Origin of the sequence: Nonomuraea sp. NPDC049504, from assembly GCF_040676845.1 — a bacterium.
In the GTDB taxonomy this organism is placed as follows: Bacteria; Actinomycetota; Actinomycetes; order Streptosporangiales; family Streptosporangiaceae; genus Nonomuraea; species Nonomuraea salmonea.
Window position 1 is genome coordinate 22,109 of sequence record NZ_JBFAPT010000037.1, and the last position, 16,302, is coordinate 38,410.

At 71.7% G+C, this 16,302-nt stretch carries 14 protein-coding genes; 8 read left to right on the top strand and 6 right to left on the bottom strand.

Annotated features, from left to right (window positions below; genetic code table 11):
• Positions 1-316 precede the first annotated feature (316 nt).
• From AB0K28_RS44915 to AB0K28_RS44950, 8 genes are all read left to right on the top strand, one after another.
• On the top strand, positions 317-934 hold the full coding sequence (locus AB0K28_RS44915) for a DedA family protein (RefSeq protein WP_345398112.1): 618 nt from the start codon (positions 317-319) through the stop codon (positions 932-934).
• Positions 935-971: 37 nt separating this feature from the next.
• On the top strand, positions 972-1,772 hold the full coding sequence (locus AB0K28_RS44920) for a DMT family transporter (RefSeq protein ID WP_364382901.1): 801 nt from the start codon (positions 972-974) through the stop codon (positions 1,770-1,772).
• Positions 1,773-1,840: 68 nt separating this feature from the next.
• Positions 1,841-3,046, top strand: a complete 1,206-nt coding sequence (locus AB0K28_RS44925; RefSeq protein ID WP_364383044.1) for a glycosyltransferase — start codon at positions 1,841-1,843, stop codon at positions 3,044-3,046.
• Positions 3,043-3,765, top strand: a complete 723-nt coding sequence (locus AB0K28_RS44930; RefSeq protein ID WP_345398103.1) for a DUF998 domain-containing protein — start codon at positions 3,043-3,045, stop codon at positions 3,763-3,765. Before AB0K28_RS44925 ends, AB0K28_RS44930 begins: the two co-directional genes overlap by 4 nt.
• A gap of 49 nt (positions 3,766-3,814) precedes the next feature.
• Positions 3,815-4,594 carry a cytochrome P450 gene (locus AB0K28_RS44935; RefSeq protein WP_364382906.1) on the top strand — a complete coding sequence of 260 codons (780 nt, stop codon included), beginning with the start codon at positions 3,815-3,817 and terminating at the stop codon, positions 4,592-4,594.
• On the top strand, positions 4,591-5,331 hold the full coding sequence (locus tag AB0K28_RS44940) for an isocitrate lyase/phosphoenolpyruvate mutase family protein (RefSeq protein ID WP_364382909.1): 741 nt from the start codon (positions 4,591-4,593) through the stop codon (positions 5,329-5,331). The genes AB0K28_RS44935 and AB0K28_RS44940 overlap by 4 nt, the downstream gene beginning before the upstream one ends.
• Before the next feature lie 8 nt (positions 5,332-5,339).
• Positions 5,340-8,282, top strand: a complete 2,943-nt coding sequence (locus AB0K28_RS44945) for a BTAD domain-containing putative transcriptional regulator (RefSeq protein ID WP_364382912.1) — start codon at positions 5,340-5,342, stop codon at positions 8,280-8,282.
• A 60-nt stretch (positions 8,283-8,342) separates the two neighbouring features.
• The gene (locus tag AB0K28_RS44950; protein ID WP_364382915.1) at positions 8,343-9,875 is read left to right on the top strand and encodes an MFS transporter; all 1,533 of its coding nucleotides are present in this window, start codon (positions 8,343-8,345) and stop codon (positions 9,873-9,875) included.
• Positions 9,876-9,884: 9 nt separating this feature from the next.
• Here AB0K28_RS44950 and AB0K28_RS44955 read toward each other — a convergent pair whose 3' ends face one another.
• The 6 genes from AB0K28_RS44955 to AB0K28_RS44980 all read right to left on the bottom strand — a co-directional run bounded on the left by AB0K28_RS44955 (position 9,885) and on the right by AB0K28_RS44980 (position 16,302).
• Complete coding sequence (locus tag AB0K28_RS44955; protein WP_345398091.1) at positions 9,885-10,799, bottom strand: serine hydrolase; 915 nt, start codon at positions 10,797-10,799, stop codon at positions 9,885-9,887.
• A 119-nt stretch (positions 10,800-10,918) separates the two neighbouring features.
• On the bottom strand, positions 10,919-12,313 hold the full coding sequence (locus tag AB0K28_RS44960) for an FAD-dependent oxidoreductase (protein WP_364382920.1): 1,395 nt from the start codon (positions 12,311-12,313) through the stop codon (positions 10,919-10,921).
• 49 nt (positions 12,314-12,362) lie between these two features.
• Positions 12,363-13,148: an ABC transporter permease gene (locus tag AB0K28_RS44965; RefSeq protein WP_345398088.1), complete on the bottom strand. Its 786-nt coding sequence runs from the start codon at positions 13,146-13,148 to the stop codon at positions 12,363-12,365.
• On the bottom strand, positions 13,145-13,996 hold the full coding sequence (locus AB0K28_RS44970; protein WP_345398084.1) for an ABC transporter permease: 852 nt from the start codon (positions 13,994-13,996) through the stop codon (positions 13,145-13,147). The genes AB0K28_RS44965 and AB0K28_RS44970 overlap by 4 nt, the downstream gene beginning before the upstream one ends.
• Positions 13,997-13,998: 2 nt before the next feature.
• Positions 13,999-15,192 (bottom strand): spermidine/putrescine ABC transporter substrate-binding protein, encoded by a 1,194-nt coding sequence (locus AB0K28_RS44975; protein WP_345398081.1) that lies wholly within the window; start codon positions 15,190-15,192, stop codon positions 13,999-14,001.
• 30 nt (positions 15,193-15,222) lie between these two features.
• Positions 15,223-16,302, bottom strand: a complete 1,080-nt coding sequence (locus tag AB0K28_RS44980) for an ABC transporter ATP-binding protein (RefSeq protein WP_364382925.1) — start codon at positions 16,300-16,302, stop codon at positions 15,223-15,225.

A 16,302-nucleotide genomic window follows, 5' to 3' on the forward strand; every position in this document is an offset into this window, starting at 1 on the left:
GTGGGGAGCCGTCCACCGCGACGGTAGTGCTAGCCCTACCGGGAAAGCGCCTACCTCCACTCCTGATTCCGGCGCGCGAAACCGGTTTGATCGATGGTGTCATCCGGAGGTCCGGCGCCCTCCCCCGACGAAAGTAGGGGGTGGGGCATGCCTTACGTCCGATGTGCCGTGACCTGCGGAGTTTCTATCTTCCAGGGGTGACGGCCCTGACCCGCCTCCGGGAAAGGGCCGCGTTCGACCCGGGGCATCCCCGATACCCCGGAGACCCCCGCACAGACAGGCTGTGTGGTGCCCCTAACGATCGGAGTACACGCTCATGTCGCACGCCATCCTCGACCTGGTCGAGCAGGTGATGTCGTCGCCGTGGCTGTATGTCGCGCTGTTCGGGCTCGCGCTGCTCGACGGGTTCTTCCCGATCGTGCCGGCCGAGACGTCCGTGATCACCGCGGCGGTCTTCGCCGCCTCGGGCCAGACCAACCTGGCCCTGGTCATCGTGGTCGCCGCCCTGGGCGCGTTCGCCGGCGACCACATCTCCTACCTGATCGGCCACCGGTCAGGGGGGCGGCTGCGGGAGAAGAAGGCGTTCGTCTGGGCGCGCAACGCCCTGGCGGAGCGCGGCGGGCTGGTCCTGGTCGTCGCCAGGTACATCCCGGGCGGGCGTACCGCGACCACGCTGACCATGGGCGCCGTACGGCATCCGCTGCGCTCGTTCACCTTCTTCGACGCGATCGCGGCGGGCTCGTGGGGCCTGTACTCCGGGCTGATCGGCTTCTTCGGCGGGATGGCGTTCGAGAACGACCCCATCAAGGGCCTGCTGCTCGGCCTCGGCATCGCGGTGTCCATCACCGTCGCGGTCGAGGTCGTGCGCTGGGTCAGGAAGCGGCGCGCCACCAAGGCTTCCGCTGACCGCCTTCCGGTGGACACATCCCTTTGACCCTGCCAGGTCACCATCCGTTGGAAAGGAGTGCGCAATGACTGTGCTGGCCGCGGTGATCGCCCTGGTCGGTTCGCTGTTCTTCGCGCTCGGAGCCGCCCTGCAGCAGTTCGAGGCGGTCGGCACCGCCAAGCCTGGGCTGCTCGTCCTGCTGCGCAGGCCGCGCTGGCTGATCGGCGGCGCGTCCATCCTCGCCGGTGGTGGCCTGCACATCGTCGCACTCGGGCTCGGCCCGCTGACCGTCGTCCAGCCGATGGGCGTGGCCAGCCTGCTGTTCGCGCTGCCCCTCGCCGCCACGCTGCACAACCGCAAGCCGGAGCGCAAGGAGCTGGCGGCGGCGGGCGTGGTCGCGGCCGGGCTGATCGGGCTGGTGCTGCTGGTGCCGGAGTCCGACGGCCCCACCCACCTCGACCCCGACGGCGTGCTGACGCTGCTCGGCGTGGCCGGCGTCGCGGCGGTCCTGCTGTGGGCCGCCTCGAAGGTCGCCTCGCCCGCCGGCCGCGCGGCCCTGCTCGCCACCAGCTCAGGCGTCCTGTACGGCGCCACCGCGACGCTCATGCGCGTCCTGGTGGACGGCGAATGGAACTGGCTGTACCTGCTGGCGCTGCCGGTCCCCGCCCTGCTGGCGCTCGTGATGCTGCAGCGTGCCTACGCCGTCGGGCACTTCGGCGTCTCCTTCGCCGCCCTGCAGATCGCCGACCCGCTGACCGCGGTCGCGTTCGGCGCGCTGCTGCTCGGCGAGCCGGTGCCGACCGGAGTGCTGCCCGTCGTGGCGGCGCTGCTGACCGCCGCGGGCACCGTGGCCCTGGCCAGAACGAGCCCGCTGGAGACCCGCTGATGTCCCTGCACGAATCTGCCCCCGCTGTCCCCCCGCAACCGGTGAAAACGGAGTCATCTCACATGGCCATGCCTCTGCACAGCGTCCCCCGCGTCCCCGACCTCGGCCCCGCCCCCGAGCGGCCGCGCCGCGTGCTGATCTCGACCGACACCTACCCGCCGGACGTCAACGGCGCCGCCTACTTCACCCACCGCCTGGCCACCGGACTGGCCGCGCGGGGCAACGAGGTGCACGTGATCTGCCAGTCGGAGACCGGGCGAGCCGGCGCCGACGTCGAGGACGGCGTGGTTGTGCACCGATTGCGCTCGGCGCCGATCCTGGTCCACCCGACCATGCGGGTGACCGTGCCGACCAGGCTCGACCGGCTGGTCGCCGACATCAAGCCCGACGTGCTGCACACCCAGGGCCACTTCGTGGTCGGCAGGGCCGCCATCGCCGCCGCCCGCCGCGCCGGGGTGCCGATCGTCGCCACCAACCACTTCATGCCCGACAACCTGTTCCAGTTCGCCCACATCCCCGCGCGGCTGCGCGAGCAGGCGGGCAGGCTCGCCTGGCGCGACTTCAGCCGGATCTTCAAGCGGGCCGACCACATCACCACGCCCACCCCGCTGGCCGCCAAGCTCCTCGCCGACCAGGGCTTCCGCAGGGAGGTCGAGCCGGTCTCCTGCGGCATCGACCTGACCAGGTTCCACCCGCGGCCCGAGCCCAAGTCGTGGGCCCGCAGGTCCTTCGACCTGCCCGACCGGCCCACCGTGCTGTTCGTCGGCCGCCTCGACGAGGAGAAGCACCTCGACGAGCTGGTACGCGCCCTCCCGCTGGTGCTCAACGACACCGACGCCCAGCTCGCGTTCGTCGGCAAGGGCAACCAGCGGGAGGTGCTCGAACGCCTCGCCAAGCGCATCGGCGTGCAGGACAGGGTCTTCTTCCTCGGGTTCGTGCCCGACGAGTCGATGCCGCAGGCGTTCGCCGCCGCCGACGTGTTCGGCATGCCGGGCATCGCCGAGCTGCAGAGCATCGCGACGCTGGAGGCCATGGCCTCGGGGCTGCCCGTCGTCGCCGCCGACGCGATGGCGCTGCCGCACCTGGTCGACTCCAACGGCTACCTCTACGAGCCCGGCGATGTCGTCGCGCTGGCCAGGCACCTGACCACGATCCTGGTGGACGACGAGCTGCGGGCCAAGCTGGGCCGGGCCAGCAGGGAGCTGGCGCTCACGCACGACGACCAGACGTCGCTCGCCAGGTTCGAGCGCATCTACGACGAGGTCGGCCGATGACGCTGAAGCAGATCTTCTGGAGCACCGTGCTGCTCACCGTGGCATCGGCGGGCGCGCTGGCCTACGCGCAGGTGGCGCTGCCCTCGCAGGTGCTGCTCAGCGACTACGCGCTGGTCTCCGGCGGGCTGCTGCCCGTGCTGGTCGGGATGCTGGCACTCGCGGGAGCGTGCCTGAGTCTCGCGTACGGGCTGGCCGCCTCCGACCCGGCGCGGACCGCGGCGACCCGGGTCCTGCTGCTGGCCGGCGCGGCCGGGCTGATGATGAGCGCGATCTTCCCGACCGACCCGGGCACCTCCCAGGTGGGCTCGCTGTCCGGCGAGATCCACCGCTGGTCGGCGGCCGTCGTCTTCACCTCCCTGCCGGTCGCGGGCTGGACCCTGGCCAGGGGCCGGGGTGGCGCGCCGCGCTGGAACGCCGTACGCGCGATGGCCATGGCCTCCGGGGTGTCGCTGGCGGTCTACCTGGCCGCGCATCCCGCCTCGTTCACCTCGCCGCTCATCGGAGGCGCGGCCTACTACGGGCTGCTGGAGCGGGCCGTGGTGCTGGCCGAGATGGGGCTGCTCGTCGCCATGGCGCTGGCCGTCGCGACCGGCCGGCCCGCCGTCAGGACCGCTCACGACCCCGCGAGCACGGACACGGGCCCGATCACCGGCTCGCTGACCGGCCCGCCGCCCGGGCACCCCGAGCGGCCCGGCGAGCAGGAGCGGCTGGCCGCGTGACGGCCACACTTCGACGGGGGCCGAAGGAACGCCGCCCTAGCGTGGACCCATGCTCATCACACGCCATGCCGACGCTTCGGCGGTGCTCGCCGACCCCCGGTACGTGCCGCCGCCCGTCGCCCAGGACGCCCCCGAGGGGACGCTGGCCTGGCTGCGCGCCCGGGTGTCGCGGTTCAGCACCGGCACGACGCACGACGAGCGCCGCCTCGACCTGGTCGCGCTGCTCGACGGCATCGACCCGGCCGGGCTGCGCGCCGATGCCCGTGACCTGACCCGGAGGCGCGGCGGCGACTGGCGCGGGGTGCCCACGACGGTGCTCGGGGCCGCGCTCGGTGTCGAGGACGCCTCCCCCGTGGCCGACGCCGCGGCCGGCTACCTGTCGGGCTCGGGTGGCCCTGCCGCTGACACCGCCGTCGCCAAGCTGCTCGCCTCTGCCGGCATCCCGGAGATCACCCTGCTTCTCCAGGCCCACACCGCCACCGAGACCCTCATCGAGCACGCCCTGCGCCACCGCACGCCCGGCCAGGACGTGGACGCGCTGCTGCGCGAGACGCTCAGGCACGATCCGCCGCTGACGGTGACCCGCCGGGTGGACACGCTGACCGGGGACGAGGTGACGATCGACCTGGTCTCCGCCAACCGCGACCCGTCGGTGTTCCCCGACCCCGGCCGCTTCGACCTCCACCGCCGGCACTCCCCGCACCCCGAGGACTCGCCGCACGGCGGGAGCTCCCCGCACCTGACCTTCGGCTACGGCGTGCGGCCCTGTCCTGGGCCTGCCCATGCGCTCGCGCTGGCCGCCGGTGTCCTGGAAGGGCTGGTCCCGTGAACTTCCATGACCTGCACCGGCCCGGCGACCCCCTCCTGCTGCCCAACGCCTGGGACTACGGCTCCGCCGCGCTCCTGGCCGCCCACGGTTTCCCCGCGATTGGGACGACGAGCCTGGGCGTCTCCGCCGTTCACGGCAGACCGGACGCGGCCGGCGCCACCAAGGCCGAGACGATCGAGCTGGCCGAGACGATCAGCGGACTCGGCGTCCTGGTGACCGTGGACATCGAGGGCGGGTTCAGCGACGACCCCTCCGAGGTGGCCGACCTGGTGTCCTGCCTCGCCGCGCTCGGCGTCGCGGGCGTCAACCTGGAGGACGGCAGGCCCGACGGCACCCTGCGCCCGATCGAGCTGCACCAGCGCGTCATCGAGGCCGCCAAGGGCCACGGGGTGTTCGTCAACGCCCGTACGGACACGTGCTGGCTGGGGACCGGCGACACCCTTGAACGGGTCCGCGCGTACGGGCACGCCGACGGGATCTTCGTGCCGGGACTGAGCGACCCCGGCGCGATCGCCGAGGTGGTGGCGGCCACGCCGCTGCCGGTCAACGTCCTCTACCAGCCGAGTGGTCCTTCCCTCGCGCGGCTGGCCGAGGCCGGCGTGGCCAGGGTGAGCACCGGGTCGCTGCTCTACCGGGCCGCGCTGGGGGCGGCCGTGGCGACCGCGCTCGGCGTCCGAGGGGAGCCGGCGCCACCGATCCCGACGTACCAGGAAATAGTGGCCCGGCTGCCGGGATAATCGGAGGTATGCGCTTCCAGATCCTCGGACCCACCACCGCGTGGCAGGCGGACGGCGAGCCGGTGGAGCTGGGCGGGCCCCGCGTACGCGCCCTGCTGACCCTGCTCGCCCTCGACGCGGGCCGCATCGTCACCGCCGGGCATCTGGTGGACGGCATGTACGGCGCCCGCCCTCCCGAGGGCGTGGCCAACGCGCTGCAGTCCCAGGTCTCCCGGCTGCGGCGGGCGCTGGGCCGCGACCGCGTCGAGTTCCACCCGGCCGGCTACCGGCTGGTCGCCGACCCCGAGGACGTCGACGCCCGCCGCTTCGAGCTGCTCATCCGCGACGGGCGGCAGGCGCTGGCCGGCGGCGACCCCGAGCGGGCCGCGGCGCTGCTGCGCGCCGGGCTCGACCTGTGGCACGGCGCGCCGCTCGCCGACGCCCCGCACGCCGAGGCCGCCGCTGCCGCTCTGGAGGAGCTGCGCCTGGCCGCCACCGAGGACCGCGTCCAGGCCGACCTCGCGCTCGGACGGCACCGGGAGCTGGTGGCCGAGCTGACCCGCCTCACCGCCGCCCACCCGCTGCGCGAACGGCTGCGCGCCCAGCTCATGCGCGCCCTGTACGGCAGCGGCCGTCAGGCCGAGGCCCTGACCGTCTACGAGGAGGCCAGGAAACTGCTCGACGAGGAGCTGGGCATCGACCCCGGCCCCGACCTGACCGCCGCCCACCTGGCCGTCCTCCGCGCCGACCCCTCACTCACACCCCGCGCCCCCTCATCCCCGCCCACCCCCGCCGTCTCACCCACCCACCCCCGCACCGACCCCGCCGGGCCGATGCGGGTGGGGTTGCGGAGTCAGCTGACCAGTTTCGTCGGCAGGGCTGAAGAGCTCGATCGGGTGGGGGCGAGCCTGCGGGACGGGCGGTTGGTCTCCCTCATCGGGGCCGGTGGGGCGGGGAAGACGCGGCTGGCGATGGAGGCGGCGGCCAGGGAGCCTGGCGAGGTGTACTTCGTGCCGCTCGCGCCCGTCTCCGGCGGCGTGCCCCAGGCGGTGCTGGCGGCGCTGGACATCCGCGACGCCCTGCTGCACGGCCACGAGCGCTCCCGCGTCGATCCCGTGGACAGGCTGGTGGCCGCCCTGGCCGACCGGGAGCTGCTGCTGATCCTGGACAACTGCGAGCACCTGGTGACGGAGACGGCCGAACTGACCGACCACCTGCTGGCCGCCTGCCCCCGCCTGCGCGTGCTGGCGACCAGCCGCGAGGCGCTGGGCATCACGGGCGAGTCGGTCCTGCCGGTGACGCCGCTGCGGCTGCCCCCGCCCGAGGCGGACGACCCGCTCGGCTACCCGGCGGTCAGGCTGTTCACCGACCGGGCGGCGGCGGTCCGTCCGGGGTTCGCGGTGGACGAGGACAACCGGGCCCACGTCGTACGGATCTGCCACGCCCTCGACGGCCTGCCCCTGGCGATCGAGCTGGCCGCGGCCAGGCTGCGCACCCTCCCGGTGGCCGAGGTCGCGGCCCGGCTCGACGACCGGTTCCGGCTGCTGACCCGCGGCAGCCGTACGGCGCTGCCCCGCCACCAGACGTTGCGCGCGGTGGTCGCCTGGAGCTGGGACCTGCTGACCGAGGACGAGCGGCTGATGGCCAGGCGGCTGAGCGTGTTCGCGGGCGGCGCGCGGCCGGAGGCGGCCGAGCGGGTGTGCGGGCTGCCGGAGGACGTGCTGTTCTCGCTGACGGAGAAGTCGCTGGTCGAGTACGTGGACGGCCGCTTCAGGATGCTCGCCACCATCAGGGCGTTCTGCCTCGAACGGCTGGAGGAGTCGGGCGAGGCCGAGGAGATCCGCCACGCCCACGCCCGCCACTACCTGGACTTCATGCTCGCGACCGACCCGCTGCTGCGCACGTCCGAGCAGCTCGTCTGGCTGGCCAGGGTGGACGAGGAGAGCGACGACCTCGACGCGGCCGTGCGCTGGGCCACCGAGGCGGGGCATCTGGAGCTGGGGTTCCGGCTGCTGGCCCACAGCGCCTGCTACTGGTGGATGCGCGGCCACCGCTCGGCCAGCTCCCACCTGGCCGACGGGCTGCTGTCGGCGCTGGGTGAGAGACGCCTGCCCGGCATGGACGAGGAGTTCGCGATGTGCGTGCTCGTCTCGGCCTGGAACGGCAGATCGGACGAGGAGCTGCGCTCGCAGCTGAGCGAAGTGCAGGCGCTGCTGCCGATCGAGTGGCTGCCGAAGCGGGTGGAGTTCCTGATGATGCTGCTGTCGATGTTCACGGGCCCGCCGTCGGACTTCGCCATGACGTACGACCTGCTCGGCCGCTACGGGGACCGGCTCCCGCCCTGGCAGCAGTCGCTGGCCTACACCGGCCGGGCGTTCCTGCTGCAGGTCCTCGGCCGCACGGACGAGGCGGTGGCCGAGTTCGAACGCAGCCTGGCCGCGTTCAGGAGGATCGGGGAGCGGTGGGGCATCGTGCTGGTGCTGTCGGGGCTCGGGAACCTGCGGCAGTCGCAGGCCGACCACCGGGGTGCGCTGGCGCTGGCCGACGAGGCGCTGGAGGTGGCGCGGGAGCTGCGGGCGTACACGGAGATCGGGGAGGCGCTGTGCCGGCGCGGCGACGCGCTCGCGTATTTGGACGACCTCGAAGGCGCGCGGGCCGACTACCGGGAGGCGGCGGAGCTGGCGCGGATGAAGGGCTCGATGGAGATCAGGGCGTGGGCGCTGCTCGGCCTCGGCGAGGCGGCCACCGCTGACGGTGACTTCGGCACGGCCCGCGACCTGCTGGTACGCGCCCGCGAGGCGTGCCCCCGCAGCTGGTACAGCACAGGAGACACCTGGGAGCGCATCGAAACGGCCCTCACCCGCCTCGACACGGCCGGCGAGCCGGCAGGCGGCGGAGAGGCCGGCGACGGGGAGACCGGCGACGGGGAGACCGGCGACGGGGAGGCCGGCGACGGGAAGACCTCCCGCTGATCGGGTGGCGGTCAGCGGGCGGTAGGCGGGTGGTCAGGGCGCACGCCGAGAGTGGGCGGCATGACAAGCGTGAAGAATCCGTGGGCCTGCCTGGCCATCGCCTGCCTGGCCACGCTGCTGCTCTCCCTCGACCTGACGGTCCTGCACCTGGCCCTGCCCAGCCTGGCCGCCGACCTCGGCGCCGGCTCGACGCAGGTGCTGTGGATCGGCGACATCTACGGCTTCGCCCTGGCGGGCCTGCTGGTCACCATGGGCAACCTGGGCGACCGCGTCGGCCGTAAGCGGCTGCTGCTGATCGGCGCGGCCGCGTTCGGCGCCGCCTCCGTGGTGACCGCGTACGCTCCCACCCCCGAGCTGCTGATCGCGGCGCGGGCGCTGCTGGGCGTGGCGGGCGCGACCATCATGCCGTCCACGCTGTCCATCATCAGGAACGTGTTCACCGAGCCGGGCGAGCGCACGGCCGCGATCGGCATCTGGAGTGGCATGAGCGCGGCGGGCTTCGCGATCGGCCCGGTGGTGGGCGGCCTGCTGCTGGATCACTTCTGGTGGGGCTCGGTGTTCCTGATCAACGTGCCGGTCATGGCGGTGGTGCTGGTGGGCGGCTGGCTGGTGCTGCCCGAGTCGCGTAACCCGCACGCGGGCCGGCTGGACCTGCTGAGCGTGGGCCTGTCGTTCGCGGGCATCGTCGGCGCCGTCTACGCGCTCAAGGAGGCCGCGAACAAGGGCGTCGATCACGCGGACGTGCTGGTGGCGGGGGCGGGCGGGATCGTGCTGCTCGGGTGGTTCTGGTGGCGGCAGCGGCGGCTGGCCGAGCCGCTGATCGACGTACGGCTCTTCGCCCGCAGGGCGTTCAGCGCGTCGATCCTGACGAACCTGCTGGCGATCTTCGCGATGTCGGCGATGATGCTGATGTTCGCCTGGTACCTGCAGCTCGTGCTGGGCTGGTCGCCGCTGATGGCGGGCCTGGCGCAGCTGCCCGGCGGGCTGAGCGGCGCGGTCGGCGGCGTGCTGGCCGCCCGGCTGATCCCGCTGCTGGGCAGGAACGGCGTGGTCGCGCTCGGCCTGGCGATGAACGCGGGCTCGTTCCTCTACTACACGACGCTCGGCACCGAGCTGAACTACCTCACGCTGCTCCCCGCGCTGATCGTGGGCGGGGTCGGCGTCGGGTTCGCCTTCACCGTCAACAACGACAACGTGCTGGCGACGGCGCCACGGCAGCGTGCGGGGGCCGCGGCCGCGGTGTCGGAGACGGCGTTCGAGCTGGGCGGCGCGCTCGGCATCGCGGTGCTGGGCACGGTGCTGACCAGCGCCTACCGGAGCAACCTGGAGCTGCCCGCCGGCTTGACGGGCGGGGTGACGGGAGGGGCGGCGCGGGAGTCGCTGGCGAGCGCGATCGCCGTGGCGCAGAGCCTGCCGGCGGGTCAGGCGGCCGACCTCGTACGCGCCGCGCAGACGGCCTTCCTCGACGGCGTGCACCTGGCGTCGTACGTCACGGCCGGCCTGCTGGCCCTGGTGGCGCTGCTGGCGCTGGTGGGCCTGCGCGGCGTGCCGAAGGTCATCCCGGAGGAGGTCCTGACGGCGGCGCACTCCTGACCGGCGGCGTCAGAGGATGGGGTTGGTGGGGCACGGCCGGACGGTCGTGGGCGACAGGCCGTCGAGCCGGCCCCCGATCATCCGGGCGACGCCCTCGATGGTCTGGATGCCCGCCCCCTCCCCCGGCTGCCGGTCGGTCTGCACCGACAGCAGCAGGTCGCGCCCCGGCCCCGCCACTCGCCCGTAGCTGGTCACGGCCCACGTGTTCTGGATGAACGGCCGGGGCGTCCAGCCGTTCTTGAGCGCCACCCGGTCGCCTGGCCTGGCCGCCGCGCTGACGCCCCACGCCTGGTCCTGCTGCACCTGCTCCATCAGCTCCAGCACCGTGCGCCGGTCGGCCCTCGTCAGCCCGCGACCGCCCTTGACCAGCACCCGCATCAGCCGGATGCGGTCGGCGGGGCTGGTCTTGGTGCCGCCCCAGAACCGGCTGGGGCCCGGCGTGGTCTCCCGCATGCCGAGCTCGCGGTAGAGGCCGCTCATGGAGCCGGCCACGCGCGACCACAGCGCGTCGGCGGCGCCGTTGTCGCTCTCCTTGATCATGCGTTCCGCCAGGTCGCGCTCGCCCTCGCCGAGCCCGTCGTCGCGCCGGTGCAGCAGCGCGACGAGGATGTCCACCTTCGCGCCGCTGGCGGTGATCATGTCGTTCTGGTGCTCGCCCTGGCCCAGCCGGACGCCGGTGACCAGGTCGAGCGCGCCGTAGACGATGTGGCCGGGACGGCCGGCCAGGTAGCGGGCGATGTCACGCTGCAGCCGGGCGCGCGCCAGGGCCGCGCCGCGCGGGTTGGAGAACGACAGCAGGCAGCGCGCCACCTTGACCGGCGGCCGGACGACCCGCCCCACCGAAGCGGGCACCACGGGCGCGGGTTCGCTCCCGCATCCGGCCACGAGCACCAGGCTCAGCCCGGCCACCCATCTCGCACGCACGCCACCAACCCCCGCAAGCTCGACGGGGGTCGTACGGGAACATGCCCGGCACTCGGGGCCTATCCCTCACACCAGGGTTTCCTGGCCATACCTTCAGCACGCCGTTGCCAGGAGCGGCGCTAGGAGTCGAAGCCCAGCCCCATCCGGTCGAGCGCGCGCAACCACAGGTTGCGTCTGCCCTGGTGCTGGTCGGCCTGCGCGATCGACCAGCGGGTGAACTGGATGACGCCGGACCGCACCGGCTCGGGCGGGAACGGGATCGGCTTCTCCTTGACCATGCGCAGCTCGGTCCGCTCGGTCGGCTTGCCGGACAGCAGGTCGAGCATGACGTTCGCGCCGAAGCGGGTGGCGCCGACGCCCATGCCGGTGTAGCCGGCCGCGTAGACCAGCCGGCCGCCGTGCGCCTGGCCGTAGAAGGCGCTGAAGCGGCTGCAGGTGTCGATCACGCCGCCCCACCGATGGGTGAAACGCACCTCGGCGAGCTGCGGGAACGTGTCGTAGAAGTGGCCCGCGAGCTTGACGAACGTCTCGTCGCGCTGCTCGTACTCGGGCCTGACCAGGCCGCCGTTGTAGTAGACGGCGTCGTAGCCGCCCCACAGGATGCGGTTGTCGTCGGTCAGCCGGTAGTAGTGGAACTGGTTGCCGGAGTCGCCCACGCCCTGCCGGTTGCGCCAGCCCACCGAGGCGAGCCGGCCGGCGGTCAACGGCTCGGTCATCAGCACGTAGTCGTACACCGGCACCACGAAGTGCTTGAGGCGGCGCAGCAGCGGCGGGAACACGCCGGTGCCGAGCGCCACCTGGCGGGCGGCGACCGCGCCGTGCGGCGTGCGCAGGGTGATCGTCGTGCCGTCGTCGTCCATCGCGCGTACGGGCGTGCGCTCGTGGACGCGGACGCCGAGCCGCAGGCAGGCCTCGCGCAGCCCCCACGCCAGCCGCGCCGGGTCGAGCATGGCGCAGCCGCTGCGCTCCCACAGCCCGCCCAGGTAGGTGGGCGAGTCGACCTCGGCGCGCACCTGGCCCTGGTCGAGCGGCACGTAGTCGAGCCCGAGGTCGGAGATCAGGTCGAGGTGCTCGCCGAGCGCGTCGACCTGCCAGGGCTCGGTGGCGACGTGCAGCTCGCCGGTGCGCTCGAAGGAGCAGTCGATGCCGTAGCGCCTGAGCGTGACCTCGATCTCGTCGAGGTTGGCGACGCCCATGCGTTCGAGCTTGTCGATCTCCTCCGGCCACCGCTCCAGGCCGTTGGCCAGGCCGTGGGTGAGCGTCGCCATGCAGAACCCGCCGTTGCGGCCGGAGGCCGCCCAGCCGATCCTGCGGCCTTCGAGCAGGACGACGTCGAGCGAGGGGTCGCGTTCCTTGGCCATCAGGGCCGTCCACAGGCCCGAGAAGCCGCCGCCGACGACGACCAGGTCGGCGGTGGTGTGTCCGAAGAGCCGCGCCTGCGGCTCGGGTCTGGCCGGGCTGTCCAGCCAGTACGGCTTGCGCTCCGCGTCAGCAAGCGCCTTCAGCGGATCCACACATCCCACTTCCCTACAAGTTCTTCATGATGTGATCACTGGATCGAGCTCAGGTGCGCCGCCGGGCCGCGACCGCGTTGGCGATCGCGATCAGCACCCCGATGCAGAAGATCAGCGTACCCATGACGTTGACCTGCGGCGGGATACCGGTCTTGACCGCGCCGACGATCCACAGCGGGAACGTGACGGTGGAGCCGTTGACGAAGCTGGTGACCACGTAGTCGTCGATCGACAGGGCGAACGACAGCATCGCGCCCGCCAGCACACCCGGCAGGATCGACGGCAGCGTGACCTGCCGGAACGTCCCCCAGGCCGTCGCGCCCAGGTCCCTGGCCGCCTCCTCCAGAGCCGGGTCGAGCGTGACGACCCGCGCCCGCACCGTCACCACCACGAACGACAGCGAGAACAGCACGTGCGAGACGATGATCGTGAGGGAGTCGCGCGGCACGTTGCCCGAGACGAACAACGACAGCAGCGAGGCGCCCATCACCAGCTCGGGCGTGGAGATGGCGGCGAAGACGAGGAAGTTCGTCACGCCTTTGGCGCGGAAGCGGTGCCGGCCGAGCGCGAGGCCCAGCATGGTGCCGATGACGACCGTGATGACGGTGCTGACCACGGCGATCACCAGCGAGTTGCGCAGCGCCACGGTCAGGTCGGAGATGTCGAACAGCTCGGCGTACCAGCGCAGCGTGAAGCCCTGCCAGCTGGTGTTGGACTTGCTGCGCTTGTCGTTGAAGCCGAACAGGATCATCACGGCGATCGGCGACGACAGCCAGATGATGATCAGCCAGGTGTAGAGGTGCAGCAGCCGGTCGCCGGCCCTGGTGCCCCTCATCGCGCGGCCGCCTCGAGGACGTTCTCGGTGCCGAGCGCCCGCGCGTAGACGAAGATGCCGACCAGCAGCACGGCCATCAGCGTGAACGACAGCGCGGAGGCGGTCGGGTAGTCGAGGTTGGTCAGGTACTCGGTCTGGATGATGTTGCCGATCATCGTGTTGGACGTGCCGCCGAGGATGGCCGCGTTGATGGGGTCGGCCGTGGCGGGCACGAACGTCATCAGCACCCCGGCGAACACCCCGGGCAGCGACAGCGGCAGCACCACCCGGCGGAAGGCGGCGGCGCGGGTGGCGTACAGGTCCTGGGCGGCCTCGACCACGCGCGGGTCCACGCGTTCGAGCGCCACGTAGATCGGCAGGATCATGAACGGCAGGAAGTTGTACGTCAGCCCGCCGACCACCGCGAACGTGGTGGCCAGCACGTGGAAGTCGCCGGGCAGCAGCCCCCAGTCCTTCAGCGTGCCGAACAGGATGCCGTTGTCCGACAGCAGGAAGTTCCACGAGATCGTGCGCAGCACGAACGAGACGAAGAACGGCAGCAGGAGCAGGAACAGGTAGACGGACTTGCGAGTGCCGGCCTTGAACGCGATCCAGTAGGCCACCGGGTAGCCGATGACGAGCATGGCGGCGGTGGCCAGGGCGCCGTACCAGAGCGAGCGGCCGAGCTGGGTGCTGTAGCGGCCGAGCGCGTCGCCGTAGTTGGAGAAGCTGAACGTCATCGCGAAGCCGTCGATGGCGTTGCCGGTTTGCAGCGACACCGACGCCATCGCCACCATGGGGACGACCAGGAAGATCGCCAGCCACAGCCAGCTCGGCAGCGCCAGCAGGTAGGGGGTGAGCCGCCGCATGGTCAGGCCTGGGTGATCGACTGGAAGATCGGGTTGAACACCTGCTCCTGCTGGGTGGTGAGCGTGGTGTACGTGCGCAGCTTGGCGTAGTCGGCCTCGGAGGGGAACATGAGCGGGCTGTCGATCATGTCCTCCAGGGCCTTCTTGTCCTCGCCCTTGGCCGTCTTCGCCTTCTCCCTCAGCAGGTCCTGCACGGCCGGGACCGGGGTGACGAACTGGATGTACTCGTCCAGCTCGGCGGCCACGGCCGGCTGGTAGAGGTAGTCCATCAGCATGAGCGCGTCGACCGGGTTGGCGGCGCCCTTGGGGATGAGCATGTTGTCGGTCCAGATCGTGCCGCCCTCGGCGGGCACCACGAACTTGACGGGCTCGCCGGCGAGCTGGCGCTGGAAGACGTCGCCCGACCAGGCCATGGTCACCCAGACGTCGCCCTTGGACACGGCGTCGATATACGACTGATCATAATATTTCCGCACAATTCCGGCATCGCGCTGGGCCTTGAGCTTCTCCCCCGCCTTGCGCCAGTCCGCCTCGGTCGACTTCTCCGGGTCGATGCCCAGCGCGATCATCCCGAAGTTGCCGATCTCCTGGGCGTCGTTCATCATGCCGACCCGGCCCTTGTACTTGGGGTCGAACAACGCCTCGATGCTGGTGATGTCCTCTTTGACGTACTCGGTGTTGTACGCGATGCCGGTCACCCCGGACGTGTACGGCACCGTGTACTTGTTGCCCGGGTCGTAGGACCGCTCCTTGTACTTCTGCCCGGCGTTGGCCTGGAAGTTCGGCAGCTTGGAGTGGTCGAGCGGGATCGCGTAGCCCAGCTCGATCATGTGCTGGAGCTGGATGCCGTTGGTCATGACGACGATGTCGTAGCCCAGTGACTGCCCGGCGCGCAGCACCGGGTCGGCCTTGCCGAAGAAATCGGCGTTCTCCTGGATGACCTCTTTGTACTCGTACGCGATGCCGGTGTCCTTCGAGAACCGCTCCAGCGGAGCCTTGTCCTCGGGCATGTACTCCGGCCAGTTCGCGAAGACGACCTTGCCGTGCTTGGTCTGCTTGGCCCAGAAATCGGCCACCGCGTCCGCCTTCGGCGGCGCCTGCTTCTGTCCCTGCACGCCGCAGGCGGCCAGAGCCAGTCCGGCCGCCGAGAAACCGGCCAGCCTGAAGACGTCGCGGCGGGTGCGGGGCTGCGTCATTCCACGCATGAGGAGGGGGTTCATGGGGTGCTATCGACTTCCAATCACGTACGAGTGCTGCGCCTGCCAGGACAGCCACACGGAGTCGCCTCGCTCCGCCGTCGCCGTCGCGTCGTGGGCATTCTGCTGGAACACGGTGATGACGGTCTCCCCGGCCCCCTCAGCGAGCCGCACCGCGTAACTGTTGTAGGTGCCGAGGTAGACCACCTCGGCGACGGTGCCGCGGACGGCGCTGCGCTCGCGCGCGGGCTCGTCGGCGCCGATGGTGATCTTCTCCGGCCGTACGGTCACCGTCACCTCGCCGTCGTGCCCCGGCACCAGCACCCGGCCATCGCCGACCTTCAGCTCGCCGTCCCTCGCGGTGCCGGCGAGCAGGTTGGAGGTGCCGATGAAGCCGGCCACGAACGGCGTCGCGGGCCGCTCGTAGATCTCGCGCGGACCGGCGAGCTGCTCGACCAGGCCGTCGTTCATGACGGCGATGCGGTCGCTCATGGTGAGCGCCTCGCTCTGGTCGTGGGTGACGTACACGAACGTGATGCCGACCTCGCGCTGGATGCGCTTGAGCTCGATCTGCATGGCCTGGCGCAGCTTGAGGTCGAGCGCGCCGAGCGGCTCGTCGAGCAGCAGCGCCCTGGGCCGGTTGACCAGCGCCCTGGCCAGCGCCACCCGCTGCTGCTGGCCGCCGGACAGCTCGCGCGGCATGCGCTTCTCCCGGCCGGTCAGATCGACGATCTCCAGCATCTCGCCGACCCGCCGCCTGATCTCCTCCTGCGGCGTCCTGCGCTGCCTGAGCCCGAACGCCACGTTGTCCCAGACGCTCATGTGCGGAAAGAGCGCGTAGGACTGGAAGACCATGTTGACGTCGCGCCTGTTCGGCGGGACGTTCGTGACGTCCTGGCCGTGCAGCTTCACCAGGCCCTTGGTGGGCGCCTCGAAGCCGGCGATCATCCGCATGGTCGTGGTCTTGCCGCAACCGGACGGGCCGAGGAGGGAGAAGAACTCCCCCTCGGCGATGTCCAGCGTCACGCCTTTGACCGCCTGGACGACCTCGCCATGCGAGAGATACTCCTTGACGACGTCTTCAAGCTCAATCGCACTCAGCCCGGTCAT

What these genes read in the sequence shown, in the direction of transcription:
- AB0K28_RS44945 (WP_364382912.1), top strand. Translation starts at nt 5,340, where the DNA reads ATGCGCTTCCAGATCCTCGGACCCACCACCGCGTGGCAGGCGGACGGC.
- AB0K28_RS44935 (WP_364382906.1), top strand. Translation starts at nt 3,815, where the DNA reads ATGCTCATCACACGCCATGCCGACGCTTCGGCGGTGCTCGCCGACCCC.
- AB0K28_RS44980 (WP_364382925.1), bottom strand. Translation starts at nt 16,302, where the DNA reads ATGACCGGGCTGAGTGCGATTGAGCTTGAAGACGTCGTCAAGGAGTAT.
- AB0K28_RS44965 (WP_345398088.1), bottom strand. Translation starts at nt 13,148, where the DNA reads ATGAGGGGCACCAGGGCCGGCGACCGGCTGCTGCACCTCTACACCTGG.
- AB0K28_RS44930 (WP_345398103.1), top strand. Translation starts at nt 3,043, where the DNA reads ATGACGCTGAAGCAGATCTTCTGGAGCACCGTGCTGCTCACCGTGGCA.
- AB0K28_RS44975 (WP_345398081.1), bottom strand. Translation starts at nt 15,192, where the DNA reads ATGACGCAGCCCCGCACCCGCCGCGACGTCTTCAGGCTGGCCGGTTTC.
- AB0K28_RS44925 (WP_364383044.1), top strand. Translation starts at nt 1,841, where the DNA reads ATGCCTCTGCACAGCGTCCCCCGCGTCCCCGACCTCGGCCCCGCCCCC.
- AB0K28_RS44970 (WP_345398084.1), bottom strand. Translation starts at nt 13,996, where the DNA reads ATGCGGCGGCTCACCCCCTACCTGCTGGCGCTGCCGAGCTGGCTGTGG.
- AB0K28_RS44915 (WP_345398112.1), top strand. Translation starts at nt 317, where the DNA reads ATGTCGCACGCCATCCTCGACCTGGTCGAGCAGGTGATGTCGTCGCCG.
- AB0K28_RS44920 (WP_364382901.1), top strand. Translation starts at nt 972, where the DNA reads ATGACTGTGCTGGCCGCGGTGATCGCCCTGGTCGGTTCGCTGTTCTTC.
- AB0K28_RS44950 (WP_364382915.1), top strand. Translation starts at nt 8,343, where the DNA reads ATGACAAGCGTGAAGAATCCGTGGGCCTGCCTGGCCATCGCCTGCCTG.